Raw genomic sequence first — 25,120 nt, 5'->3', positions numbered from 1 at the left:
AAGCCGGGCTATGGTTCCGGCGCGGTCGTCTCGTCATGGTATCTCCTGTTCTCAGCATTTAAGCTGAAGTCAGGCAGAAATTCCACTTATCCTAGCTGTGCAGATTTTCCGAGCCACCTCTGAATAAGAAACAGATTTATCGACGGCACCTTAGTCAACCGTCGCGCTCCACTGGGAGTTTCCAATATGGGGGACGTTACTTTGCAACCAATTGGACAAGCCCAGCTTCGATCTGCAGTCCACTGATAGGCCGACCCAAATTACGTGTACCTCTAGGCCGTCGTCAATCAACGACGGTCCGCTCCCCTTCGGATGCGCCGCTCCACGGCGATGAAATCGCTGCCTGGCGTAGCGTTTTCAATCAGAGAGCGTCTTGCTACTTCCGCATCGAAACCAGCGAAAAATAAGCCCCATGGGGGTCCTGGCAATTGGCGATCCAGCTGTCGCCGGGTACTGGCATGGGTCCGTTGATGACCTTGCCGCCGCCGGTGCTGACGCGGGTGATTGCGTCTTCCAGGCCATCGACGTTGAAGTAATAGCCCCAGTGGCAGACGGGGACTTGTGGTAGACGTTTTATGATGCCGCCGATGTCTTTCCCGTCATGACCAGCATAGCCGAAAATGCGGTATGGGCCCATTTCGCCCATGTCGAAATCGCGGTTCTTCGTCCAGCCGAAGACATCGCCATAGAAGGCCATGGCGTGGTCGACGTCATCCGTGAACAATTCGTTCCAGCCGACATGGCCGTTCATGCTTTGCGGTTCCTTCGGGAAGCTGCCGCCGCCTTCCATCGGTCGTGGCGTCATGATGCAGAGGACGGCACCGAAGGGGTCTGTCACGACAGCCATGCGCCCCACTTCCGGAATGTCGAATGGCGGGCGCATGATCTTGCCGCCCTTTTCTTCGAAAAGCCTGGCGGAAGCATCCACGTCGTCCACCGCTACATAGCGGGTCCAGTTTGGCGGAATGCCTTCGGCCTTATGCTCGTCCGTCAGCTCCATCATGCCGCCGACGCCAACGCCGTTTGCTTCGAAGATTTTGTAACCCATCTCCGGTGAGCCGAAGTCCTTCAGTTCCCAGCCGACGACATGGGCGTAGAACCGGCCTGCATCGTCCTTATCCGTCGTCATCAATTCCGCCCAGATGAATTTTCCGTGGGTCTCAGACATAGGTTCACTCCCTGTTGGCGGCATGGTTGCCCGCATTTAATTTTTAGTTCACCCGATGAAACTCGGACGACATGAACTCCTTGAAGCTGCCATCCGGCTGCCGGACGGTGCCTGCAAAGGTACGGTGATTATCGTCATGCAATGTAATGACATCATGATAGAGCGCCATTTCGCCGCTGCCATCGAAACTCGGCCCTTCCGCTTCCAGCACCAGCGTCTTTCCGTCCGGCTCCATCCAGCCCTTGTAGACCCACAGATTGCTCATCATGGAGCCCACCCAGGAACCGACGAATTCTTTTCTGGCGGGATCGAAACCGACGGTAAGGACCGCCGTCATCGGCGATTCGTCGGGCATCCGCCCCTTGCTCTCGCCAACAATCCAGAGCCCGCCGATGGAGCGGATGGTTTCCCTGAAGCATTGGCTTGGGTCATCCGGGTCGTAACTGGCGTCGCTGGTGGTGGACGTCATTTTCCAATCGCCCACCATTCGATGAAGGAACTCGTGCTCCTTCTGCGGTTTCGACCATTCCATCGTTTCGCCTCCCAACGAAATCAGTGACAGCAGCTTGCCGCCTTTGGCGCATCCTCATACTGGTCGTGACGGCGCACCCAGTTCATGGTGCCTTCTTCATTGCGGCCTTTCGGCACCAGATCGAGCAACATCAGCGTCGTCAGCGTCTGTTCCGCACCGCGAGCGTAGGTGGAATAGGTGTGGTATATCCGGCCATCCTCACCCTTGGCAAAGACGCTGGTGCCGTGCAGGTCTTTCAGATCCCCCATCGCGGGAGTGTCGGTGTAATTATAAGTTATGGTGCCGGAGGCCACGGCCTCGTCGGTGAAGGACGCCTGATAATCATAATTGAAATCGCTGCCGTCCGATGACACCCATGGGAACTTCCAGCCCATCCGTTTCCTGTACGCCTCGATCTTTTCCAGCGGCGCGCGGGATACGGCAACGAATGCGGCATCCGCATTTTTCAGATGGATGATGGCGCCGTCCAGATGATCTGCGAAGAACGAGCAGCCGACGCAGCCCTCCTCCCAGTCCGGTGCCAGCATGAAGTGATAGACGATCAACTGGCTGCAATTGCCAAAAAGGTCTGCGAGCGACTGTGGCCCGGAAGGCCCGTCGAACAGGTATTCCTTGGTAACAGGCTCCCAAGGCAAGGCGCGCCGGGCCTCGTTCAATCGGTCACGCGCACGGGTCAGCTCTTTTTCCTTGGCAAGAAGCTCCCGGCGTGCCTCCCACCATTCCTCTTTGGAAACGACAGCATTTTGCATGAAATCCTCCTCTGTGGCCCGCCCTCCCGGCAGGCCGCGAACAATGTTCAAGTGGCAGAATCGGTGTCTGCGACGTCAATGGAGACGCCGCTTCAATATGCTTGACTAATTACGTTGATATCAACATAAAGGAATCATGTCAAACACCGACTTGATTCCTTTCTCTACAACTCTTTTCGTGAAGGACGTGTGCCTGTGCCTTCACGCGCAAAGGGCTGCCCGCGCGCTCGCGCGCCGCTTCGACAATGCATTGAAGCCACTGGCGCTTACCAACGGGCAATTTTCATTGTTGATGTCTCTCAACAGGCCTGAGCCGCCGCCGATGGGGCCTGTGGCGCAACTTTTGGCGATGGACCGGACCACGCTCACCGCCGCGCTGAAACCCCTTGAAAAGCGTGGGCTTCTGGTTGTTGAGCCCGACCCGAAGGACAAGCGCGGCAAGCGCCTCCGCCTGACGGAGGAAGGAACATCGTTGCTCGCATCTGCCTTGCCGATCTGGGTCAACACCCATGCGGATGTGGAAACGCAGATCAAAAGCGGCGATGCGGACAGGCTCCGGCAGGACTTGGTAAGCCTGGGATGATCCATCGCCTTGAAAGCTCTCTGCTCACAGCAAAAAAGGCCGACTGAGGACAGTCGGCCTTTTTCGTGACGGCGGTCGTGGGGACGAGAGCGCGTCAGAAAGCTGATTACTCGACGGAAACCGGAACTTCGGTCGAGGTGCGCATGGCGTGGGAGTAAGGGCAGACGATATGCGCCTTCTTCACCAGATCTTCTGCCGTTGCCTTGTCGAGGCCGGGGATGTTGACCTTCAGCGACACGTCGATGCCGAAGCCGGTGCCATCATCACGCGGGCCGATGCCGACGGTGGCTGTTACGGTGGTGTCTTCGGGAATCTTGACCTTTTCCTTGCCCGCAACATTTTTCAACGCGCCGAGGAAGCACGCAGAGTAACCTGCGGCGAACAGCTGTTCCGGGTTGGTACCTGTTGCACCGTCACCGCCCAGCGCCTTCGGCACCGTCAGGGTAACATCGAGAACGCCATCTTCAGACTTCGCATTGCCGGCGCGACCGCCAGTTGCCGTTGCCTTGGTCGTGTAAAGAATTGCCATGTGAACTACTCCCTTCGTTTGATGATGCAAACCATATAGCGCCCTATTTTATTGTGCGCAATATAATTTTGCACATTGAAAAATTTTTCTTTTCCTGCAATAAGACGAATGAGGATTTGCATTGCCTTTTGCATGGGGCAGGAACCTTGTGACGGGATAAAATGTTCCCTAGAGCGTTTTCTGTTTCGACGGACATGATCTTGATCAGCAAGTCATCCTTCGAGCGGGAATACGCCATGAAAGCCGCATTTTGGAGCTAACACCGATGGACGATGGGACGATGGAAGGCCTGTTGCGGCTGGACGTTCAGATATGTTTCGCGCTCTATGGCGCAGCGCACGCCTTCAACCGCGCCTACAAGCCCCTGCTAGAGCCACTTGGCCTCACCTACCCGCAATACCTCGTCATGATGGCTCTATGGGAGAAGGAAACCGCAACGGTAAAGACGCTGGGTGAAATGCTGGGGCTTGATTCCGGCACGCTTTCCCCCCTCCTCAAGCGGCTGGAACAGGCCGGGCTTATAACCCGCAAACGCGGCACGGTGGATGAGCGCCAGGTGTTGATCGCGCTTACACCGGATGGTGCGGAGTTGAAGAAAAAGGCAGTCGACGTGATGCGCTCGATCGGAGAAGCGACGGGATGCAGTCTTGATGAGCTTGGCGCACTGAGGGACCGGCTAAACGCACTCAGGGACAATCTGGTAAAAGCCTAGGACGAATGCGTCTCCGAAGCGATGGCGTTTTTCTCGCGCACCATTTTCGGTATCAAAAACAGATCGACGATGTACCACGTCATGGCCACATAAAAGAGCATGTCGACTATAATGTTGCGACCGATGAAAAACGGCAGCAGAAGCGAAAGTGCGCCAATGGCAAGCTGAATCTTGGCGGAGCGATAGGAGCCCAGGTAAAACCGATGCAGCCCGAATAGTCCTCCACCACCCAACAGGTGCAGAAGATATGCGACCCAGGTCAATTTGCGGTCAACCACTTGTACTTGCGGCGGCACATCTTCGGGATCGTCGGAACTGGCTGAAATTTTCGGCACGCTGACCAAGATGGAAATCTCGCATTTCGATGGCAACAGGATATCGCGGCGATACAGAAAAAATCAATCAATAATTGTATAATCTGCGAGAAATGACAAAGCCCCAGGCTGCGCTCGCTGCCTGAGGCTTTGTCATTATCGAAATGCGAATAGCTTACTGCCAGACCACCACACGCGCCTTGTTCGGCACGCGGTCGTAGAGGTCGATGATGTCCTGGTTCATCAGGCGCACGCAGCCGGAGGAGACGGCTTTTCCAATGGAATTCCACTCTGGAGAGCCATGCAGGCGGTAGAGCGTGTCCTGACCGTTCTGGAAGATGTAGAGCGCACGGGCACCAAGCGGGTTCTTAAGACCCGGCTGCATGCCGCCGTTCTTGGCGGAATATTTGGTGAGTTCCGGCTGACGGGCAACCATCTCGTCTGGCGGGGTCCACTTCGGCCACTTCTGACGCCACTGGATGACGCCCTCACCCGACCATGCAAAGCCTTCTCGGCCGATGCCGACGCCGTAGCGCATGGCGGAGCCGCCCTGCTCTACCACATAGAGGAAACGCGAGCGGGTATCGACCACGACCGTACCGGGACGTTCCCCCGTGGGATCGACCACGCGCTGGCGATAATAGCGGGAATCGATCTTCTGGTATGGCACGGCGGGGATGACGAAGCCGCCATCTTCCATGGAGCCATACATCACGGCAAGCTCGGCATCGGAAATGCCGGAAGAGAACATCTGGCGGAAATCATTCGCCATGCCGCCCGCAAAGCTTGCAGGCTGCGCGCTGTTGTAAGGTCTGACGCCGGAAGACGCGCAACCCGCCAAAAGCGATGCGGACGAAAGGCCGAGAAGGGAAAGGAAGGTACGTCTGGAAAAGTTTGTGTCGGTGCTCATCATAAGGCCGGTTTTCTCACATCGGAAGCGATCGGGGGCGGGCTCGCGAACTTACGCGCAGGACCAGCCCTTCAATCTCGCTGTACGTCATTTGTTCCACGCTTACTGACGTATTGGTATAGTGGTTAATACATACATAAGGCCAGTTGCAGCGATGCAACATTGGCCCAGCCTTCTCTCATTTACCGGCGCTAGTGATCAGATAACCACAATTGGCGCACCCTGCGGCACGCGCTCGTACAGATCGATCACATCCTGATTGAACATGCGCACGCAGCCGGAAGAGGTCGCCTTGCCGACCGATTGCCAATCCGGTGTGCCGTGGACGCGGTAGAGCGTGTCCTTGCCGTCCTTGAAAATGTAAAGAGCCCGCGCACCGAGCGGGTTGTTCAGGCCGGGAACCATGCCGCCATTACTGGCCGAAATCGAAGCCAGCTCCGGTTGTCGCGCCACCATTTCGTTGGGCGGCGTCCAGCGCGGCCACTTGGCCTTCCATTGTATCTTGCCGCGACCGGCCCAGGCATAACCATCGCGTCCTAGCCCTACGCCGTAACGCACGGCCTTGCCGCCCGGCTGAACGAGGTAGAGGAAATGCTGCCTCGTATCGACGACGATTGTGCCGGGAGCTTCCGCAGACTGATAACTGACTTCCTGCCGCAGATAGCGGGGATCAACCCGGCTATAGGGAATGGCAGGAAGCGTATGATCTTCGTCACGAACCACGTCATACATGACACGGTGCAGCGGATTGCTGACCGGCAGACCATAGCCTACGCTGCGGTCGGTATAGGCCGGAGACATGGCGGGCGCTGGTCTTGCGGTCGTCGGCGGGCCGTAAAGCTGCTGGAACTGCGAGCGGAAAAGATCCGGCGGGCGGCTGTTGATCGACCCCGGCGTCGGCGGCAGAGGCTGGCGCGGAATGGAGCCGACATTGTTGAACTGGAAAACAGGCGCGGTTTCCTGCACGAAGACATCGGCATTCATGCGGCTCGTATCCGTCACGAAAAGGCAGCCGCTCAGAAGCGGAAGCAGGCTGAAAACGCAGACGAAGCGTCGGATGGCTTTTGAGGCGAGTGATTTCATTGAGCCGCTTCACATTGATAGCATTGGCGCAACAATGCCAAGCCCGGCTGGCGCGAGGCTGGAGAAACCGCAAGGTTTTGGACAAATATGCGCGGTTATGCGAACTCGTTGAAGAAGCGAATGCTTTCCACAACCGCACCCGGCACGACACCATTGTGTGTTCCCGGCAAAAGCCGGTGGGAAATATGCATCCCGGCGGAGCGCGCCCTGTCCATCAATAGCCGGTGGTCGGCATCGAAAGGACGCTCTTCCATACCGCGTAAAAGCAGGGTCGGGCATTTCAGGCTGGGGCCGAAACAGACCGAGGAGCGCATGATGAACTCTTTCGGATCGGTGCCATCGAAGCAGATTTCGTCCGAATAACGGTTGAAATAGCGCCACGAATTGACGCCTGCGGAGATCGGTACCGACGCCCTGAACCTGCGTGTCATGGATGCCAGCAAAGACAGGGTGCCGCCATTGGAGTGCCCCGCGAGAAACAGCCGCTCCCTGTCGATCCCCGGCAGGCTTTCGAGGTAGCTTGCGGCAGCGAGCGCGTCCGAAGTTTCATCGTAAAAGCCGGAATAGTTACCCTCCTGCCCGTTTTCTCCGCGGAACGATGGCAGCAAAACCACGAAACCCGCCTCCCAAAAGGGCTTCATCAGTTCCCAATGACCAACACCGGTAGCATTGCCGCCATGCAGGAAAAGAACCGCAGGTTTCAGCGATTTGGCTGGCTCGTAGTGCGAAAGCCAGGCGACAAGCTCAATCGAACCATGCGGCCCGCCCGGATACGTCACATGCCGGGCGCCGGGTGCCGCGCCCAACGGCTCTGATTTTTCCGGTGCTGCCATCTTGCGTAGCAGATGCGTATGAAAACGCTCCCGCGCAAAGGCGTAATCATCGCTTTCCAGAGGCAATGTTTCCGGTGCAGCGAGTTCCGCCACCGCCTGCACGGGCGAAAGCGCCATGGCCGCGACACCTGCCGATGCGGAAAGAAACCCGCGACGCGTCAACCCGTCACCGATGATGGAAGAAACAGAAGTATGGATAAGCCCATTTTTCATAAATGCGACCCACTCGGCGTTTTCAGCTTGATTTTATTTCATCACTAATTTCGGGCATTTGTCCACTTAAGCTTTGGAAAGTTTCGGCGCTGGCCCCGGAGATTTCAACCCTCAGGACGCGCCCGCCTTCTCATCGATCATCGCCACCAATGTAGAGAGCCGATCCGCCTCCGATGGCAGCTTGTCCGCACGCAACCGGGCAATACGGGGGAAACGCATTGCGACGCCGGATTTGTGGCGGTTGGAGCGCGCAATACCCTCGAAGGCGATTTCCAGCACGAAGCCGAAATCCGGCTTTGCGCGAACGGCTCTCACAGGCCCGAAACGTTCCACCGTGTTATCCCGCACGAACTTGTCGAGGATCTCCAGTTCCGCATCGGTAAAGCCGAAATAGGCCTTTCCAACCGGTACCAGCTGCTCGCCTTCCTCTCCTTCCGACCAGACGCCGAAGGTGAAATCGGAATAGTAGCTGGAGCGTTTACCGTGGCCGCGCTGCGCATACATCATTACCGCATCGATATTGAACGGATCGCGCTTCCACTTGAACCACGGTCCCTTGGCACGGCCAGCCTGATAGATGCTGTCCTTGCGCTTTATCATCACACCTTCGATGACGGGATCAGGCGGAACCTTGCGCAGGTCGTCCAGCTGCTGCCAGCTCGAAAACGGCACGAAGGGGGATAGATCGAAGCGGTCGTGTGGAGCCTTGTCGATAAGCTCATCCAAGCTCTTTCGCCGCTCCAGAAACGCTTGCGCACGAATATCCTCATCGCCCTTGAACAGAAGGTCGTAAGCGCGGAGGAAGGCGGGGTAATCCTCCATCATCCTGCCCGTTACCGTCTTGCGATTAAGGCGCTGCTGCAGGTCGGAAAAGGTGCGCGTGGAACTGTTGGAGCGTGCGGTGCCGCCGATCAGGAGCTCGCCGTCGATGACGCCATCGAAATTGGCCGCCTCCAGAATGTCGGGAAAGGCACCAGAAATATCGTCGCCTGAACGGGAATAGAGCTTTCGCGTATCCCCTGCCCGCGAAAGCTGGACACGAATGCCGTCCCATTTCCATTCGGCGACGAAATCCTGTGGATCGAGGTTTTGCAGATCGTTATCGCCCACGGGGGTGGACAGCATGACGGAGTGAAAGATGGCGGGGGTGGCCAGAACCGGGCGATCCGTCTTGCCTTCCAGCCACGCGAATAATGTTTCGTAGGGCGGCTCAAGACCATGCCAGAGCGTTTCTATCTCGACGATGTCCTTGCCTGCGAAATCCGCGAGCGCCTGCCGCGCCAGCCGGGCGGATACACCGATGCGCAGCCCGCCGGTGACGAGCTTGAGGAAAGCAAAGCGCGAGGAGGTGTCAAGACGGTTCAACAGGTCGCGGACGGCGGACCGTATTTCCGTTTTGCCGAGCGAATTCATCTGTCGCACGACTTCACCAAGGCCGGGATCGTCCGCTGGCGGTTGATCGGCGTTCTGGCTGGTGTCCCAGACAAGGGAAATGGTCTCGGCCAGATCGCCGACGTAATCGTAAGAGTAGCGAAACAGCACGTCATCCATGCGCTCCAGCACCAGTTCACGCAGCATGGCAGGCTTTACACCCTTGAGGTCCAGCGTGCCCGCTATCGCCGCAAGGCCATAGCCGCGATCCGGGTCCGGCGTGTCGCGGAAGTAGTCGGTGAGCAGCTTGAGCTTGCCGTTTCGGGATGGGGTGAGGACGAGGCGATCCAGAAGGGTTGCGAAGGATTTCATGGCCTTAGTCTCCCTCATCTTCATAACCGACCAGATGCAGCGGACGTGCCGGAATGCCCTGCAACTCACACCAGCGGACCAGCGCCTCCTCGCGGCCATGCGTTACCCAGACTTGCGATGGTGAGACCTCCTTGATCGTTTCCAGCAGTTCCGGCCAGTCGCAATGATCGGATATCACCAGCGGCAGTTCCACGCCGCCCTGCTTGGCGCGCTGACGCACCATCATCCAGCCGGATGCGAAAGCGATGAGCGGTTCGTTGAAGCGGCGCGCCCATTTCTCCTGAAACGCGGATGGCGGGCCAACGACGATGGCGCCTTTGAAGAGTTCGGGATTGCTTTTTTCGAGCGTCGCAGGGCGGATATCGCCGAGATCAATCCCCTGGCTGATGTAGTAATCGCAGAGCTTTGCCAGTGCGCCGTGGATATAGACGGGTCCGGAATAACCGTTGTCCAGCAGAAGCCTCAGGACGCGCTGCGCCTTGCCCAGCGAATAGGCGCCGACAAGATGGGTTCGCTCTGGAAACTGCTTGATGGAGGTCAGGAGCTTGGCAATCTCGCGGCCGGGTGCAGGGTGGTGAAAGACGGGCAGACCGAAAGTAGCCTCGGTGATGAACACATCGCACGGCACTGGTTCGAAAGGCGCGCAGGTCGGGTCCACTCCGCGCTTGTAATCGCCCGACGCGACGATGCGCGTCCCATCATGTTCGATGGAAATTTGCGCCGATCCGAGAACATGGCCTGCCGGATGAAAGCCGACCCTCACCCCGTTCACATCCACATATTCGCCGAAACCGATGGCCTGTTCGCTGGCGGTGAAATCCTCGCCATAACGTATGCGCATGATGTCGAGCGTCTGGCGCGTCGCCAGAACCTTTTCATGCCCTGCCCGTGCATGGTCGGAATGTCCGTGGGTTATCAGCGCACGCGGCACAGGCCGCACGGGGTCGACATAGAAATCGCCAACGGGGCAATACAACCCTTTCGGCGTCGGGTTCAGCAGCTTTTCAGGTTTCATATGCGCCCGGACGTTCAAGTTACAGGCGATGAAAACGCGATGTGGTGGCCGCGTGTTCCCTCCTCACGCCTCTACCGCGCGCGTTTCTCGTCGGTAGCGACGGGCAGCTTGACGTTCCTGAGCATGATCGCCGCGACGAGACCGACGGCAGCGGTCGCCGCAGCGGCATAGAACATCGGCGTGAATGCGCCAGCGTAAAGATTGGCGACCGCGCTTTGGGAAGCCGCTGGCAGTTCCGCCAGCATCTTCGGCGTCAGTTGCTCTATCTTGCCGACGCCGGGAATATCCGCTCCCGCTCCCTTGAGGCTGGAGGTAATGAATGCACCGTAGATCGATATGGCAATCGCAGCACCGCCCATGCGCGTCAGCGTCACCGCCCCGCTCGCAGCCCCGATATCCGCCCTTGGTGCCGAATTCTGCACGCCGATGATGGGTGCCTGCTGTCCAAGGCCAACGCCCATGCCCTGCACCAGCATCAATAGTGCGATGATGACCAGCGACGTTCCGGCATGGACCTGCGAGAAGGCCAGCATGACGACGAGGGCGATGGACAGGCTGATGATGGAGAAGGGCTTGTAGCTGCCGGTGATGGAAATCAGACGTCCCGCCGTCAGCGAGCCCATGACGATGCCGCCAGTCACGGCGATGAAGAACAGGCCTGCGGAAGATGGCGAAAGGCCGGTCGTTGTTTGCAGGAACAGCGCATAGTAATTCACCATGCCGATGCCAAGCCCACCGCTGACCAGCGAAATGACCATAAACAGCGGAAAGGTGCTGTCCTTGAACAGGCGCAGCGGCACGATGGGTTCCGCTGCCCGGCGCTCAACCTGTACCCACAGATATCCGGTGAGAACCGAGACGGCGACGATGCAGAGGCTCTGCCACGCGAAGATGGAGCCGAACATTTCGCCGCTATCGGCCCAAATGACCACGCAGGAGATGGTGACGGCCAAGAGAACGGCACCGATATAATCGATCTTCGGCTGGCGATCGGGACGGCGATAGGGAAGAAGAAGTGCGATGCCGGTGATGACGACAATGCCGATGGGCAGATTGATGAGGAAGATCGAGCGCCAGCCGAACAGGTCGCTCATCGTGCCGCCGAGGATCGGCCCGACGCTGCCCGACGCCATGATGACGAGGCTGGAATAGCTCTGGTAACGCGCCCGCTCGCGCGGCTCGAACAGATCGGCATTGACCGAAAAGATCGACACCATGATGCCGCCGCCACCTATACCCTGAAGCACGCGGGCCGCGATCAAGGAATTCATCGACCATGCGAGACCACAGGCAAGCGAACCCAGAGTGAAGATCACGATAGCGGCAATCATCACATATTTCCGACCGAAGAGATCGCCCAGTTTGCCGTAGACGGGCATGACCGCGCTCGTTGCCAGCAGATAGGCCGAACCGATCCAGCCGAAACGCTCCAGAGCGCCGAATTCACCCACGATGGTGGGAAGTGCGGTCGATACGATCTGGTTATCGAGCGTTGCCATGAACATGGCGAACATCAGAAACAGAAACACCACAATCCTGCGGCGGGGATCTGCAACGAGGGGCGCTGCAGGCGTATGTGACATATCCATCGGGAAAATCTCGCACTTGATATGTAATTTATGTGCCTTTAGCATATATGTGTCAATGGCACATTCATTGAATTATGATAGGATCGTTTCTGTGATTTGGGGAACCGTGGCATGAACCAGCAGAAATCCGTTTCGGAGCAGCGCGAGAAACCCGTCAGCGATGAAGTGCTGCATATCGGCCATACGATGACACGTATGCGGCTGATGATCGGTCGACGGGTGATCGGGCGGATGGCTATTGCAAAGCTCGCACCGGGGCTGGAGCTTTCACACATCGATGTGCTGGATGTGGTTCACCGCGCCAAAGGTGCCGCAACGGTGGGATCGATCGCCGAGGGCATGCGCATAGACCCTTCGCGCGGAAGCCGCGTGGTGGCGGATATGGTAAGCCGGGGCCTGTTGCAGCGCGAGGTCTGCCAGGATGACGGAAGGCGCAGCGTCATCGGCATCACGCCGCTCGGCAACAGCATTCTGGAAGAAATGCGAAGTGCGAAGCTCGCACTCGTAAGCGAAGTTGTGAGCGACTGGCCGCTGGAGGACGTCGCAGAATTCGCGCGGTTATTCGACAAATTCATCGGCCGGTTCGAGACGCGGCTGACGCCGGACGCGGCGATGAGGGAAGATGGCAATACCAGGGCCGAATGAGACTTCGCTCAGCCACGGTCTGCAACACCTCCCGACTTGCTCAAACGTCGACCAACTCGATCTTCAGCTTCTTACCCACCGAACGCGCTGCTCGGTCGAGTGTGTCGAGTGAGACAGCGACGTTACTCGGATCTAAAACTCTTTTCACCTGAGTCCGGCTTGTGCCCATTCTTGTGGCCATACTGGATTTGGTAATTGACTGCTTTTTCCGTGCTTCCTCGATCTGCCACGTCAACACCCGTTTTATGGCCTCGCCATAGACTTCTTCTTTTTCACCCAGTTCCTCGAGGAAATCTTCGAGCGTGCTACCGACGGAATGTTTTGAATCGCTCATTTCTTGCTCTTCCTGTCGTTCTTCTTTTGTCGTTTCGATCGTTCCAGATGTTCTTTCCAGCGCCTGACCGCAAGCTTGATAGCATCCTGCTGGCCGTCCTTACCCTCTTCACCGTGGAGCAAGAGCATTATGCTGGTGTCAATTCCGAAGTATGTTCTGGCTTCAACACTTCCATTTTTTATGCTGGACCTGACTTCACGGACACCATCCCTGATCGGCCTGCATGTGGGCATTCCAATCGGCCATCCAAATTCGACTGTTGCGATATCTGATCCAACTGTCTGACGATCTTGTCTATCAAGTGTTTTCAGCCACTCTTTCACAGGCTCCGCCCCTTCGTCGGTGACGAAGAACCGGGCAATAATGCGTTTCATTCAAATACTCCATGTACCTTATACGGTACAATTTGACAAATAATTATTTGGTCAGGATGCAACGTGTTGTCGGTAATCAGTCCTGATTCATAGGGCACTTGAGATGAGCAGAACGACGCCCTTAAGAGTGGTTGCGACGTCGACGTAATTCGTTTCTATCGAAGTATTTATATCCCGGCGCCGTGCTGCTGTTCGAAAACCTTCACGCTGTTGCGGCCGCTCTTTTTCGCGTCGTACATTGCCGCATCGGCTCTGGCCAACAGCACTTCGGGCGTCTCGCCGTCATCGGGGTAGAATGCCGTTCCGGAAGAGCAGGTAACGCTAATGAAGCCGTTTTCCAGCGCAATTGGCTCGCCGACCTTGCTGCGAATAGCCTCCAGACGACGCAGGATGCCCGCCTGATCATGCTTGGGGTTGCTGAAGATGATGGCGAATTCGTCACCGCCGAGGCGCACCGCGATATCGGAGGCGCGAATGCAGCTGCCGACGCGCTCCGCGAAAGCACGCAACACCTCATCCCCCACCGCATGGCCATGCACATCGTTGATCTGCTTGAAGTTGTCCAGATCGAGGTAGGTGATCGCCACCAGTCTGGATTCGCGTTTCGCCTCGTGAATGGCGCGACCGAACTGGCTCCAGAACAGGTTTCTGTTCGAAAGACCCGTCAGCGGATCGTGGTGCGCCATGAAATGGACACGCTCTTCGGCGCGACAACGATCGATGGCAATACCGGCGATATTCGTCGCCATGTCGATGATTTCCGATTCAACGGTCGTCGGCAGCCGCACCGTGCCGGAGTAAAGCGCGAAGGTACCGAGCAGAACGCCACCATTTCCCATGATCGGCGTGGACCAGCAGGAGCGCAGGCCATAGCGCATGGCGAGTTCCACGAAGTCTGCCCAGAGCTCGTCCTGAAACGTATCGCGGACATAAACTGCTTCGCGCCGCCAGGCTGCCGTGCCGCAGGAACCTGCCTTCGGGCCGATCTTCAGGCCATCGATCAGCGCCAGATACGCATCTGGCAGCCCGGGTGCGGCAATGTTGCGAAGGCACTCCTGCTTTTCGTCCAGCAGCATGACAGCGCCGGTGACGTTGTCCAGCAACCCCTCGATCGTGCTGACCACGGATTTGAGGATCGTCGGTAGTGGCAGGCCTTTTACGACCATTTCCAACAGGTCCGCATGGCAGCGGAGCAAGGTTTCCTGCCTTTTGGCAGCGGTGATTTCCCTCGAAATACCGGCAATGCCGATGACCTGACCCTCGGCATTTCTGACCGGTATGCGCGTGCCGGAATACCAGCGCACCTGGCCGTCTTTTCCTGCCACACGCTCTTCTGCGTTATAAAGGCCGACGCCGCTCGACATGATGCGGCGATCCATCTCGTCCAGGCGGCGCGCCACTTCAGGCGGCGCCATGTCGTAAATGGTCATCTTGCGGCCTCCGAGAAAACCCGGCTCATGGCCAAGACAGGCAAGCGCTGCCGCATTCATGTAATTGTAGTTGCCGTCAGCGTCTTTCAGAAACACCATCTCGGGAATGTTATCGAACAGGTAGGCCAGCCGTTCATCGACGACCGCTTCCTGAAGAAAATGCATGACTGATGCTTGCGCCGTGAACGATTGAGCGCCCTTTTCTTCACGCATAGCGTAAGAACCTTTTACCCCAAAGTGTATCGACTACTCGCCGCCATCAGGCGCCTCTGGAACACACACTCGATGCAACAGTCCAGATGCAACCACTATCAGACATATTTACTTATGCTTGATTAAGGTGAGTCTTAACACTGTATATATCGAAAAATATATCTACCTCTGAACAATACTGGCACAATATAACTGCCATTAGCGCTATTTTCTCGCGGCAGCAATCGAAAGTTGCGTAAGCATCAGAAAAAATCATGCTGGATCGCGGTTTCTGCCACTTTTACTTTTTCCGCGCGGACAATAGCTTGCGGGCGCAATACAGGTTTCAAGGGGAAGTGAATGCTGAAGATTTACGGGGTGTATCGGTCGCGCGCAACGCGCACATTATGGCTCGCAGGAGAGCTTGGCCTTGATTTCGAGCATATCCCCGTCATCCAGGCCCGACGCCTTGCAGATCCGCTGGCTGTCGACGCCCCGCTCAACACGCTGACGCCATCCTATCTTGCCGTCAACTCCATGGGGACCATTCCCTGCATCGATGATGATGGCATGGTTCTTTACGAATCCATGGCGATCAACCTCTATCTGGCACGCAAGCATGGCACTTCGCTTGCGCCAGCCGATCCGGCGGAAGACGCGCATATGATGCAGTGGTCCTTCTTTGCAGCGACCGAAATCGAGAGCTATGCACTGAAGATCTCCTCGACCGCTGCCGAAGGGCTGGCCGAAAGCGAGACGGGTAAAGCCGTGATGGACGTGGCCGCCCGCATGCTGCGACGCCCTTTCCGCGTGCTGGAACAGCACCTCTCCGACAAGGACTATCTGGTGGGGGACCGTTTCACCGTGGCCGATATCAACGCCGCGGAAGTGGTTCGCTACGCACAGGCCCATGCGCCGCTATTCGAGGCGCATCCCTCTGTCAAAGCATGGCTGGAGCGCTGCCAGGCCCGGCCTGCTTTCAAGGCCATGTGGGAAGCCCGGGCCGCAGAAGCGGCGTGAGGCTCAAGCCAGCGCGGATGTCACCCTGACATCGCCCAGATGGATGCCGTTCCAGTTCTTCAGGGGACGATTGGCGAAGGCTAACAGCGCCGCTTGTTCGGCGCTGTCCTTCTCTACATAGCGCGCAAGAAGTGCCGCGATCATGGATTCTGCGGCGCGGGTCGTGCCGTCTTCGCATTTCACCGCGATCGAGATGCCCTGTTGCGGCAGCACGCCAACGAAAACACCTTCCGCGCCGGTCTTGGCGAATATCCTGCCCGGTGCGATTTCCATCAGCTTGGTACAGGTGCGGCCTGTACCCGCCACGTAGAAGGGTTCTGCCATGCAGGCCTCCATCAGGCGGCGTGACGCCTTGGCGCGCACCGGCTCCAGCCCCTGCCCCGTTGCCATTTTCGCAAAGCCATGCGCCAGTGACTTCAGCGGCACGGCATAGGTGGGAATGGAACAGCCATCGACACCGCAATTGTCCTCGCCAAGCGCCGTACCGGTGAGGCTCTCCATCGTGGCGCGGATTTCCCGCTGTAGGGGATGCTCGTAATTCACATAGCCCTTCGTCTCGATGCCCGAATGGGAGCAGGCGCAGATGAAGCCGGAATGCTTGCCGGAACAGTTGTTGTGAAGCGCGGTTGGCCTGTCCATGGCGCGGGCCTGCTGGATCAGCGCCTTCTGGTCCAGCGACCAGTGCGCACCGCACTCCAGCGCGTTTAGATCCTTGCCCGCCTCGGCCAGCATTGAGGCTGCAAGCTCGACATGCGCATCTTCGCCCGAGTGAGAGGCGCAAGACAGCGCAAGTTCCCGGTCGCCGAAGCCATAGGCATCTGCGGCACCGCTTTCGACAAGGAACAACGCCTGCATCGCCTTGCAGGCAGAGCGGGGAAACACACCGCTTTCCACATCACCTGCCGAAAACAGGGTTTTGCCATCTCCATCCACCACTACGGCCATGCCCCGATGGCGGCTTTCGACGAGATTTCCGCGTGTGACTTCGACGGTAACGGGGTTGTGCATGATGCTGGCCTCAAAAAATTCGAAATTGCGCCTGTTCTTACCTAAATCATTCGCATCATGCACGGGGCTATCTCTTTGAAATTCGCCAAACGATTTCTCGCTGTCGTTTTCATCGTCTATCTATTGCCCGCTCTGGCTTCCGCCGGATTATGGGCCATGAAGGAACATCCGACAGGCTACCGCAATGCGCGCTGGTCTTCGGCGGGCATCCTGCCGGAAGCCCCCGCGGACAAGCCCGCCGCCATCTATATTTACTCAGCGATGACCGGTGGCCTGAAAGGCTCCATTGCCAGCCACGCCTGGATCGTGATGAAGCCGGAGAATGCCTCAAGTTACGAACGTTACGATAAGGTGGGATGGGGAACGCCCATTCGCCGCAACGGCTACGCGCCGGATGCCTACTGGTACTCCAACATGCCGCGTCGGGTGCTTGAACTGCATGGTGAAGAGGCCGAGCGGCTCATTCCCAAAATCCAGAAGGCCATCGCGGATTATCCTTATGGCAAGGCGGGCGGATACCGGATTTATCCCGGCCCGAACTCCAATACCTTCGTCGCGCATGTGCTGCGCCAGGTGCCGGAACTTGGCGTCGTGCTACCGCCGGATGCGGTGGGGCGCGATTATCTGCCAAACGGTGAGTTCGTCCACATCGCTGACGACTGGAAGGATGCGAGCGTCTCGCTCGGCGGTTTCTTCGGGGTCTCGCTCGGCGCACGCAGCGGTTTCGAGGTGAATTTCCTTGGCCTCGTCGCCGGGATCGACGTAAAGAACCCCGGCATCAAGATCCCCGGCCTCGGCTATTTCGGCGTCAACTCCTTCGAGCCGGCACCGGAGCGGAAACCGGCAAGCGCCTGATCCGCCCCATCAATGCTCGGGTGTATGTCCGGCGCGTTTCGCCCGGATGACGTTGGCGACGAAGACCCGCGCCATGCCGTGGTAGAACTGCTCGGGCATGATAATGCGCGAGGTCAGATATCCCAGCATCGAGGCGGCCATGATGGGGATCATGCAGCGATGATTGCCCGTCATTTCCAGAATGATGACGAATGTGGTCATCGGAGCTTGCGTGACGCCTGAAAAATAGCCCGCCATGCCGAGAATGGCCCCGAGGCCGATGCTGGCCCCAACCAGATCCGCCACCGTACTACCGAACGCGGTGCCGACGGATAGCGACGGCGCAAAGAAGCCGCCCGGAATGCCGGAAAGCATGGCAAGGAAGGTGGCCAGCAGCTTTTCGATGAAGAAGATGGCGGGAGCAGCGTGGCCCTCAATCGCGGCGCGAGCCTGTTCATACCCCGTGCCATAAGTGGTTCCGCCGGAAATGATTCCGATGATGGCGGAAAGAATTCCGCAGATCGCTGCAACAGCCAGCAGGCGCCTCAGCGGCATCACATGGCTCCAGCGGCGAATGCGCGCCATGATCTTCACTGCCGTGGAGCTGAACAAAGCGCCCAGCACGCCGCCACCGAGACCGCAGATGAGCACCAGTGCCCAGTCCGCCGCTGTCGTCGCCATGACCGCGCTGGTGCCGAAATAATTGTAGCTTCCGACAAGACCGATAGAGGACAGGCCAGCGAGAATGACAGCAGTCAGTACGATGCCATTGGTGCGCGATTCGTACACCTTGCCCATTTCCTCGATGGCGAAGACGATACCGGCCAGCGGCGTATTGAAGGCGGCGGCAATGCCTGCGGCAGAGCCCGCTAGAATGAGCCCCTTGGCCTGCGCCATACCACCCCAGCGAGCCGCCTGCAACATGATGGACGCACCGACCTGAACCGTCGGCCCTTCACGGCCGATAGACGCCCCGGACATAAGCCCGGCAATCGTCAAGACGATTTTCCCGAAGGCCAGCTTCAGCGACAGCAGGCGCGAACGGTCCTCATCCTCATGGAAATGCCGCGCCGCAATCGCCTGCGGAATACCGCTGCCCTGCGCATTTGGGAAATAAGAAAAAGCAAGCCAAGCACACAGCATGAAACCGAGCGGGCTGATAACCAGCGGCAACAGATAGGTATATCGGCCCGACGAAACCGCCGTCGAGAAAAGATGTTGGGCGTGATCGGCCAGTATCGCGAAGACAACGCTGATCACGCCGACGGCGAGCGCTCCGAGCCAGAAGACGGCACGCGGTTTCCAGATGCGCCACGAACCCCAGACAACACGGGTACGGCGCAGCATTTTCAGCTTTTTGTAATTGGCAGGCATGGTAATCCAGACATCTTGGATGAGTGTTGCGGATGTGTCGGGAGACCCTCCTTATCGACCCCTCAAGCCCGGATTGCAACCGCGTCTTTGACAATTGCCAACGAAAGGCGCAGAGTTTGTGCATCGCAATTGCAATGCAGGAGTTGGACGATGAAATTACTGAAAACCGCGACATTGCCCTCGCTTAGGGTCGAGCCTGAATTTCGGGATAAGGCGGAAAGCGTGCTGCGAGAGGGTGAAACGCTATCAGGCTTCATCGAAGACGCTGTTCGCAAACAGGTTGAAATCCGCAAATCGCAAGAAGAGTTTATTGCCAGGGGCTTGGCTGCGCTGGAAGAATCCAGAAGCACCGGCGTCTTTTATTCTGCAGAAGAAGTACACGCAGAACTGCGAGCGATGCTTGCGGCCAAGAAGGCTGAGCGTAACCAGTGACGTTTCATCTACGCTATACCATCAAGGCCCGTGCAGACATAACGCGGCTCTATAATTTCCTCTTGGACAAAGATTTTGATACGGCGGAAAAGGCAATTGACCGCATTATTTCTACCATAGAAGGACTAAGCGAGTTTCCTTTCGCTACAAGAAAAGCGCGCGGCGATAGCGCGCTCCTACGGGAACTGCTTATCCCTTTCGGGTCGTCAGGCTATATTGCGCTCATCCAAATCGAAGACGGCGAGACGGTATCAATACTCGCCGTTCGCCACCAACGCGAAGACGACTATCATTAACCGTCACCGGTCGCTCACTGCCGCACGCGGATTGACCCAGAGCTCCTGATTGGAACGCGGCAGCGGCTGGCGTCCGAGAATGTGATCCGCCGCCTTTTCTCCGGTCATGATCGATGGGCCGTTGAGGTTGCCGTAGGTGACGTGCGGGAAGATGGAACTGTCTGCCACGCGCAGGCCATTGACGCCGATGACGCGGCATTCGGGATCGACCACAGCCATCGGATCGTCCTTCGCGCCCATGCGGCAGGTGCCGCAGGGGTGGTAGGCGCTTTCCAGATGTTCGCGCAGGAAAGCGTCAATCTCGGCATCCGACTGTACGTTTTCGCCCGGTTGAATTTCGGGGCCGCGAAACTCATCAAACGCCTTCTGGGCAAAAATATCCCGCGTCAGGCGCACGCAATGGCGGAATTTTTCCCAGTCTTCGGCGTGGCTCATATAGTTGAACTGGATGACCGGGTCGTCCTTCGGATCGGCTGATCGCAGCGTCACATTGCCGCGCGATTTCGACAGGTTATAGCCCACATGCACCTGAAAACCGTGGCTTTTCGCCGCTGCCTTGCCATCATAGGAAATGGCGACGGGGAGGAAATGGAACTGGATATCCGGCTGTTTGAGGCCGGGTGCGGAGCGCAGGAAGGCGCAGGCTTCGAACTGGTTGGAGGCACCGAGCCCACCCTTGGTCATAAGCCACTGCGCACCGGCCACACCCTGCCAGAACCATGGCAGCCATGAATAGAGCGACACCGGCTTGGTGGAGACCTGCTGGAAATAGAACTCCATATGGTCCTGAAGATTGGCGCCGACGCCGGGGCGGTCAGCTTTGACCTCAATACCCATATCGCGCAGATGCTGCGCCGGGCCGATGCCGGAAAGCATGAGCAGTTTCGGGGAGTTGAAAGACGATGCGGAGACGATGACTTCGCGGTTCGCCTTGATCGTTTCCACACTGCCCCGGCGCTCGATCTCGACGCCCGTTGCGCGACCGTTCTCGATCACGATCTTGCACGCAAACCCGCGAACAAGTGTGACGTTGCCGCGCTTCAGCGCCGGGCGCAGATAGGCGTTGGCGGCAGACCAGCGGCGACCATTGTGGATCGTCTGCTCCATCAGCCCGAAGCCTTCCTGCTTGGAGCCGTTGTAGTCTTCTGTCGTCTCGAAACCTGCCTGCTGGCCTGCCTGAATGAAGGCGTGGAACAACGGATTTTTCACCGGCCCGCGCTGCACGTGCAGCGGCCCGTCCGTCCCGCGCCAGCCTTCCTCGCCGCCATGGCTGTGTTCCATCCGCTTGAAGTAGGGCAGCACATCCGCATAGGACCAGCCCTGCGCGCCCAGCTCTTCCCACCGGTTGAAATCCTCCGCATGGCCGCGAACATAGACGAGGCCATTGATGGAAGACGATCCGCCGATGACTTTGCCGCGCGGCGCGGTGATGCGGCGGTTATTGAGGTTCGGCTCAGGCTCCGAGAGATAACCCCAATTGTAGCGCTTCATGCTCATCGGCCAGGCAAGTGCGGCTGGCATCTGGATGAACGGTCCAAAATCCGAACCGCCCGCCTCTATGACGATGACGGAATATCTCCCGTCTTCCGACAGGCGATAGGCCATGGCTGAGCCAGCTGAACCTGAGCCGACGATGACGAAATCTGCACTCACTGTCATGGATCAATGCCTCTTGCTCTGTTCATAGCCATAATCATCGGCTATAAATTTATTGAGATTTTTATATCTATTTGATATGAGTTGATTATGAAGAACGTCACTTTTTCGCGGGTTGCGGACAAGGCGTTGCAGCGAATGCAACCAAAACGCAGGTTGGCCATCCTCGAAAAGATTTCTGCTTATGCCCGCGGCGAGCCCGTTGACATCAAAAGGATGAAAGGATGCGACTTTTTCCGCATCCGCGTCGGTCAAGACCGGGTCATAATTGACGAAAATGGGGTTGTGATCCTCGTTCTCGACGTTGGCCCGCGTGGCGGCATTTACAAGGAGTGAAGACCTATGAGCGAAATTCAGAAACTGACCATCGAAGGCAAGACATATGTCCTGCTCAGCGAAGAGGACTATGAGGATCTGATCGACGGTCTGCATGCCAAATCCATCAAGGCCCGTATCGATGCCGGGGAAGAAACATGGCCTATGGAGGTCGTCATAGCGCGCGCAAATGGCGAAAATCCCGTTACAGTGTTTCGCAAGCACCGCAAGATAACCATGACCCAACTCGCCAAGGATGCTGGAATATCGCAGCCCTATCTCTCCGACATTGAGAGCGGTAAGAAAACCGGCTCCGTCGATGCACTGAAACGCATCGCCGTAGCGCTCAACGTCGATCTCGATGATTTGGTGGTGTAACAGGCCCATATCAATACGGCGCTTCAACCTTGCCCGTCGCGACGTAAACCGTCTTCAACTCGCTGTAATGGTTGAGCGCTGCCGCCGAGTTTTCCCGCCCGAAGCCTGACTGCTTCGAACCACCGAAGGGCATCTCAACCGGGCAGAGATTATATGTGTTGATCCAGAGCGTTCCCGCCTCCAGCTGATCCACCACGCGATGCGCACGGTTGATATCGGCCGTAAACACCCCGCCCGCCAACCCGAACTCGGTGGCGTTGGCGCGGGTGATGACCTCTTCTTCGCTGTCGAAATCCAGCACGCACATGACGGGGCCGAAGATTTCTTCGCGGGCGATGGTCATCTCGTCGGTCACATCGGCAAAGACGGTGGGCTGCACGTAGAAACCTTCACCGGAGACCTTGTTCGGAATGCCGCCGCCCGTGACGAGCGTTGCGCCTTCGGCCTTGCCCTTTTCCATATAGGCCAGCACTTTTTCCTGCTGCGCCTTGGAAACAAGCGGTCCGATCTGGGTGGTTTCGTCCATGGGATCGCCGATCTTCATGGCTTCCGTGCGGCTCTTGAGGTTCTCGAGGAAGCGCTGCTTTGCGCCGCGCTGCACGAAAACGCGGGTGCCGTTGGAGCAGACCTGACCGGAGGAATAGAAATTGCCGAGCATGGCTCCGCCGACGGCGCTTTCGATATCGGCATCGTCGAACACGATCAGCGGAGACTTGCCGCCGAGTTCCATCGTCACGTGCTTCAGGTGACCGGCAGCGGCAGCGGCTACCTTCCGGCCTGTCGGCACGGAGCCGGTTAGCGAGACCTTGGCGACATCCTTGTGGTTGACGAGCAGCGGGCCGGTATCTCGATCACCCTGAATGACGTTGAAGACACCCTTCGGCAAACCGGCCTCGATCAGGATTTCAGCGATCTTAAGCGCGCCGAGCGGCGTGTTTTCAGACGGCTTGAAGACCATGGCATTGCCCGCCACAAGTGCTGGAGCTGCCTTCCAGCAGGCGATCTGCTGCGGGTAATTCCACGCGCCGATGCCGACGCAAACGCCAAGCGGCACGCGCTTGGTATAGGCAAAATCGCCGCCGAGCGGAATGTAATCGCCGTTCAGCGCCGAAGGCGCGATGCCGCCGAAGAATTCGAACGAGTCTGCCCCCGATGTCGGGTCGGCGACGATGGTTTCCTGAATGGGCTTACCGGTATCCAGCGTTTCCAGTTCGGAAAGCTCGCGGTTGCGCTCGCGCATGATATCCGCCGCGCGCCGCAGAATGCGCCCGCGTGCCGTTGGGCTCATCGCCGCCCACTCTTTCTGTGCGCGCTTTGCAGAGGCGACAGCGCGTTCAACGATAGCAGGTGTTGCCGCATGGAGCCGGGCGATGACTTCGCCGGTGGCCGGATAGATGCTTTCGATCAGCGTGCCATTGGCGTCTTCGACGTACTCGCCATCGATGAAATGCGAGGCTTTTGGCTGGGCGTTCAACGTCATTTTATCTGTCCTCAAAGAATGCGGATGGACGGTTTGTTGTCCGAAAATTGTTTCAGCTGTGTGTCGAAGTAATCCTCGACAAGCGTCGGCGCTGCGGACAGGCCAAGCGGCGCGGCCTGCAGGCTGTGGCGAATGTAGAGACCGTCGATCATGGCCGCCGCCCCTTCCGCAATTCGCGCCGCATCATCCGGCGGGCAAAGGCGGTTAAGGCTATCCATGATGTTGGAGCGCAGCCGCTTGGTGTAGATGACCAAGAGCTTTCGCGTTTCTTCCGAGCGTTGAGCCTCCACATAGAAGGCCAGCCATGCGGCAACCGTCTCCTGCGTAAACTGATCGCTCTGGAAGGACACGCGCACGATGGCGCTCAGGCGTTCGCGCGGGCCGGATGCGCGGGTGAGCGCGGCAACGGCATCGCGCCTTAAATCGCGCAGGAGGCTGCGGATGGTTTCCAGCAAAAGCTGCTGCTTGCTGCCGAAGTAATGATGCGCGAGTGCTGCCGAAACACCGGCTTCGCGCGCGATATCCGACATTGTCACATTCAGCGAACCATGATGGCCTATGGTGCGAAGTGCGGCATCCACCAGCGCCTTGCGCCGTAGCGGTTCCATTCCGACTTTCGGCATCAACAATCTCCTTCGATTGCCTCTTTTATTATTGATTGACTGATCAATCAATAAAAATCTCGACACGCAATCGTGCTTTTGAGGCAGATCAAAGCCAGCGGAAAGCTTTGCGCTCATAAGGTATTGCTGATAAGTTCTCGACACAAAACCAAGTGGAGGTGCGGCATGACCGACGAAATTCGCTTGATGACGGAATGCAATGTTCCGGCGCTGAGGCAAAGATTTGCCTTCCAAATCCGAGCGTCACGAAACGAATTTTCCGCCGGAACCTATATTCCAGCCCCGCGTTTGTTCGGTCGCACAACGAGTTCGTGCTAATTTAATAATCACTTAGGTTCACCGAAACGGCCAGCGGTGAATATCCATAACGGCCAGAGCGACCGACCTTCGGCATGATGACCGAAATACGCCGCTTCAAATAGGGAGAAACACGATGCCAATGGTAACCGTTTCCATTTCCCCGGAGCAGGCGGCAAAAATGCGCGAAGCCGTCGCCTGCGGGGCATATGCTTCGGGCAGCGAAGTCGTTCGCGCCGCCTTGCGTCTGTGGGTCGCTTCCGCCGAACAGGAAACCATGTCCCGCGAAGCCAACCCTCCCCACTCCACCGAGGAACATCTGAATGTGGCGGATCTCTATGCTGCCCACTCGGTGCGACGTCACGGCTGAACGGCCTTAAGACGTTACAGATTTAACGAAGTTTCATGAAAGCTTCACATGATGGAAAGTTTTCGTTGAGAACTTTCCATCATCATCCC

Annotated in this window: 29 protein-coding genes; 10 read left to right on the top strand and 19 right to left on the bottom strand. The window is 57.7% G+C overall.

The features are described 5' to 3' along the window. Positions 1-376: 376 nt before the first annotated feature. Genes G6L28_RS03160 through G6L28_RS03150 form a run of 3 tightly spaced genes read right to left on the bottom strand, consistent with a single transcriptional unit; the run spans position 377 to position 2,449 of the window. Positions 377-1,168 (bottom strand): VOC family protein, encoded by a 792-nt coding sequence (locus G6L28_RS03160; RefSeq protein WP_174062325.1) that lies wholly within the window; start codon positions 1,166-1,168, stop codon positions 377-379. A 43-nt stretch (positions 1,169-1,211) separates the two neighbouring features. Continuing rightward, on the bottom strand, positions 1,212-1,700 hold the full coding sequence (locus G6L28_RS03155; RefSeq protein WP_174062324.1) for a DUF1579 domain-containing protein: 489 nt from the start codon (positions 1,698-1,700) through the stop codon (positions 1,212-1,214). A gap of 20 nt (positions 1,701-1,720) precedes the next feature. After that, a complete protein-coding gene (locus G6L28_RS03150) occupies positions 1,721-2,449 on the bottom strand; it encodes a DUF899 domain-containing protein (RefSeq protein WP_174062323.1) in 729 nt (242 codons plus the stop codon). A gap of 136 nt (positions 2,450-2,585) precedes the next feature. On the opposite strand from G6L28_RS03150, the gene G6L28_RS03145 reads away from it, so the two are divergent. After that, a complete protein-coding gene (locus G6L28_RS03145) occupies positions 2,586-3,032 on the top strand; it encodes a MarR family winged helix-turn-helix transcriptional regulator (protein WP_174062322.1) in 447 nt (148 codons plus the stop codon). 106 nt (positions 3,033-3,138) lie between these two features. On the opposite strand, the gene G6L28_RS03140 is transcribed toward G6L28_RS03145, so the two are convergent. Then, positions 3,139-3,561, bottom strand: coding sequence for an organic hydroperoxide resistance protein (locus G6L28_RS03140; RefSeq protein WP_174062321.1), 423 nt, complete (start codon positions 3,559-3,561; stop codon positions 3,139-3,141). Between the two features lie 265 nt (positions 3,562-3,826). Here G6L28_RS03140 and G6L28_RS03135 point away from each other — a divergent pair, with 265 nt between their 5' ends. After that, positions 3,827-4,273, top strand: coding sequence for a MarR family winged helix-turn-helix transcriptional regulator (locus tag G6L28_RS03135; RefSeq protein WP_174062320.1), 447 nt, complete (start codon positions 3,827-3,829; stop codon positions 4,271-4,273). Here the strand turns inward: G6L28_RS03135 and G6L28_RS03130 are convergent. The 7 genes from G6L28_RS03130 to G6L28_RS03100 form a co-directional block, all read right to left on the bottom strand. Then, positions 4,270-4,644: a hypothetical protein gene (locus tag G6L28_RS03130; protein ID WP_202033510.1), complete on the bottom strand. Its 375-nt coding sequence runs from the start codon at positions 4,642-4,644 to the stop codon at positions 4,270-4,272. The two genes, G6L28_RS03135 and G6L28_RS03130, sit on opposite strands and share 4 nt — an antisense overlap. A 118-nt stretch (positions 4,645-4,762) precedes the next feature. After that, a complete protein-coding gene (locus G6L28_RS03125; protein WP_174062319.1) occupies positions 4,763-5,500 on the bottom strand; it encodes a L,D-transpeptidase family protein in 738 nt (245 codons plus the stop codon). A gap of 195 nt (positions 5,501-5,695) precedes the next feature. Beyond that, positions 5,696-6,580, bottom strand: coding sequence for a L,D-transpeptidase (locus G6L28_RS03120; protein WP_174062318.1), 885 nt, complete (start codon positions 6,578-6,580; stop codon positions 5,696-5,698). Positions 6,581-6,675: 95 nt separating this feature from the next. Continuing rightward, complete coding sequence (locus tag G6L28_RS03115) at positions 6,676-7,626, bottom strand: alpha/beta hydrolase family protein (protein WP_174062317.1); 951 nt, start codon at positions 7,624-7,626, stop codon at positions 6,676-6,678. Positions 7,627-7,737: 111 nt separating this feature from the next. Then, complete coding sequence (locus tag G6L28_RS03110; protein WP_174062316.1) at positions 7,738-9,369, bottom strand: cisplatin damage response ATP-dependent DNA ligase; 1,632 nt, start codon at positions 9,367-9,369, stop codon at positions 7,738-7,740. 4 nt (positions 9,370-9,373) lie between these two features. Continuing rightward, positions 9,374-10,384 carry a ligase-associated DNA damage response exonuclease gene (locus G6L28_RS03105; protein WP_174062315.1) on the bottom strand — a complete coding sequence of 337 codons (1,011 nt, stop codon included), beginning with the start codon at positions 10,382-10,384 and terminating at the stop codon, positions 9,374-9,376. A gap of 71 nt (positions 10,385-10,455) precedes the next feature. Continuing rightward, positions 10,456-11,973: an MDR family MFS transporter gene (locus G6L28_RS03100; protein ID WP_174062314.1), complete on the bottom strand. Its 1,518-nt coding sequence runs from the start codon at positions 11,971-11,973 to the stop codon at positions 10,456-10,458. Between the two features lie 111 nt (positions 11,974-12,084). On the opposite strand from G6L28_RS03100, the gene G6L28_RS03095 reads away from it, so the two are divergent. Then, complete coding sequence (locus tag G6L28_RS03095) at positions 12,085-12,618, top strand: MarR family winged helix-turn-helix transcriptional regulator (RefSeq protein WP_174062313.1); 534 nt, start codon at positions 12,085-12,087, stop codon at positions 12,616-12,618. 40 nt (positions 12,619-12,658) lie between these two features. Here the strand turns inward: G6L28_RS03095 and G6L28_RS03090 are convergent, their stop codons facing one another. The 3 genes from G6L28_RS03090 to G6L28_RS03080 form a co-directional block, all read right to left on the bottom strand. Next, positions 12,659-12,952 carry an XRE family transcriptional regulator gene (locus G6L28_RS03090; protein WP_174062312.1) on the bottom strand — a complete coding sequence of 98 codons (294 nt, stop codon included), beginning with the start codon at positions 12,950-12,952 and terminating at the stop codon, positions 12,659-12,661. Then, positions 12,949-13,326 carry a type II toxin-antitoxin system RelE/ParE family toxin gene (locus tag G6L28_RS03085; protein ID WP_174062311.1) on the bottom strand — a complete coding sequence of 126 codons (378 nt, stop codon included), beginning with the start codon at positions 13,324-13,326 and terminating at the stop codon, positions 12,949-12,951. The genes G6L28_RS03090 and G6L28_RS03085 overlap by 4 nt, the downstream gene beginning before the upstream one ends. 167 nt (positions 13,327-13,493) lie before the next feature. Then, the gene (locus G6L28_RS03080; RefSeq protein ID WP_174062310.1) at positions 13,494-14,969 is read right to left on the bottom strand and encodes a diguanylate cyclase domain-containing protein; all 1,476 of its coding nucleotides are present in this window, start codon (positions 14,967-14,969) and stop codon (positions 13,494-13,496) included. Between the two features lie 339 nt (positions 14,970-15,308). Here G6L28_RS03080 and G6L28_RS03075 point away from each other — a divergent pair, with 339 nt between their 5' ends. Beyond that, the gene (locus tag G6L28_RS03075) at positions 15,309-15,968 is read left to right on the top strand and encodes a glutathione S-transferase family protein (RefSeq protein WP_174062309.1); all 660 of its coding nucleotides are present in this window, start codon (positions 15,309-15,311) and stop codon (positions 15,966-15,968) included. Positions 15,969-15,971: 3 nt separating this feature from the next. On the opposite strand, the gene G6L28_RS03070 is transcribed toward G6L28_RS03075, so the two are convergent. Next, the gene (locus G6L28_RS03070) at positions 15,972-16,976 is read right to left on the bottom strand and encodes an asparaginase (protein WP_174062308.1); all 1,005 of its coding nucleotides are present in this window, start codon (positions 16,974-16,976) and stop codon (positions 15,972-15,974) included. A 75-nt stretch (positions 16,977-17,051) separates the two neighbouring features. On the opposite strand from G6L28_RS03070, the gene G6L28_RS03065 reads away from it, so the two are divergent. Next, positions 17,052-17,831, top strand: a complete 780-nt coding sequence (locus G6L28_RS03065) for a DUF3750 domain-containing protein (protein ID WP_174062307.1) — start codon at positions 17,052-17,054, stop codon at positions 17,829-17,831. 9 nt (positions 17,832-17,840) lie between these two features. Here the strand turns inward: G6L28_RS03065 and G6L28_RS03060 are convergent, their stop codons facing one another. After that, the gene (locus G6L28_RS03060) at positions 17,841-19,184 is read right to left on the bottom strand and encodes a chloride channel protein (protein ID WP_174062306.1); all 1,344 of its coding nucleotides are present in this window, start codon (positions 19,182-19,184) and stop codon (positions 17,841-17,843) included. A 159-nt stretch (positions 19,185-19,343) separates the two neighbouring features. On the opposite strand from G6L28_RS03060, the gene G6L28_RS03055 reads away from it, so the two are divergent. Continuing rightward, positions 19,344-19,616: a YlcI/YnfO family protein gene (locus G6L28_RS03055; protein ID WP_174062337.1), complete on the top strand. Its 273-nt coding sequence runs from the start codon at positions 19,344-19,346 to the stop codon at positions 19,614-19,616. Next, a complete protein-coding gene (locus G6L28_RS03050) occupies positions 19,613-19,912 on the top strand; it encodes a type II toxin-antitoxin system RelE/ParE family toxin (protein ID WP_174062305.1) in 300 nt (99 codons plus the stop codon). Before G6L28_RS03055 ends, G6L28_RS03050 begins: the two co-directional genes overlap by 4 nt. Before the next feature lie 3 nt (positions 19,913-19,915). On the opposite strand, the gene betA is transcribed toward G6L28_RS03050, so the two are convergent. Beyond that, on the bottom strand, positions 19,916-21,565 hold the full coding sequence (gene betA, locus G6L28_RS03045) for a choline dehydrogenase (RefSeq protein ID WP_174062336.1): 1,650 nt from the start codon (positions 21,563-21,565) through the stop codon (positions 19,916-19,918). Positions 21,566-21,658: 93 nt separating this feature from the next. On the opposite strand from betA, the gene G6L28_RS03040 reads away from it, so the two are divergent. Together G6L28_RS03040 and G6L28_RS03035 are read left to right on the top strand one after the other, a co-directional pair. Continuing rightward, on the top strand, positions 21,659-21,904 hold the full coding sequence (locus G6L28_RS03040) for a type II toxin-antitoxin system RelE family toxin (protein WP_174062304.1): 246 nt from the start codon (positions 21,659-21,661) through the stop codon (positions 21,902-21,904). 6 nt (positions 21,905-21,910) lie between these two features. Then, a complete protein-coding gene (locus G6L28_RS03035) occupies positions 21,911-22,261 on the top strand; it encodes a helix-turn-helix domain-containing protein (protein WP_174062303.1) in 351 nt (116 codons plus the stop codon). A gap of 10 nt (positions 22,262-22,271) precedes the next feature. Here G6L28_RS03035 and betB read toward each other — a convergent pair whose 3' ends face one another. Together betB and betI are read right to left on the bottom strand one after the other, a co-directional pair. Next, a complete protein-coding gene (betB, locus tag G6L28_RS03030) occupies positions 22,272-23,735 on the bottom strand; it encodes a betaine-aldehyde dehydrogenase (RefSeq protein ID WP_174062335.1) in 1,464 nt (487 codons plus the stop codon). A 17-nt stretch (positions 23,736-23,752) separates the two neighbouring features. Further along, positions 23,753-24,364: a transcriptional regulator BetI gene (gene betI / locus G6L28_RS03025; RefSeq protein ID WP_174062302.1), complete on the bottom strand. Its 612-nt coding sequence runs from the start codon at positions 24,362-24,364 to the stop codon at positions 23,753-23,755. A gap of 433 nt (positions 24,365-24,797) precedes the next feature. Here betI and G6L28_RS03020 point away from each other — a divergent pair, with 433 nt between their 5' ends. Beyond that, positions 24,798-25,031: a ribbon-helix-helix domain-containing protein gene (locus G6L28_RS03020; protein ID WP_174062301.1), complete on the top strand. Its 234-nt coding sequence runs from the start codon at positions 24,798-24,800 to the stop codon at positions 25,029-25,031. Positions 25,032-25,120: the final 89 nt, after the last annotated feature.

It is taken from the genome of Agrobacterium larrymoorei (genome assembly GCF_013322225.1).
In the GTDB taxonomy this organism is placed as follows: domain Bacteria; phylum Pseudomonadota; class Alphaproteobacteria; order Rhizobiales; family Rhizobiaceae; genus Agrobacterium; species Agrobacterium larrymoorei_A.
Note: the sequence above shows the minus strand (reverse complement) of the source record. Positions and strands in the feature narration are given on the sequence as shown.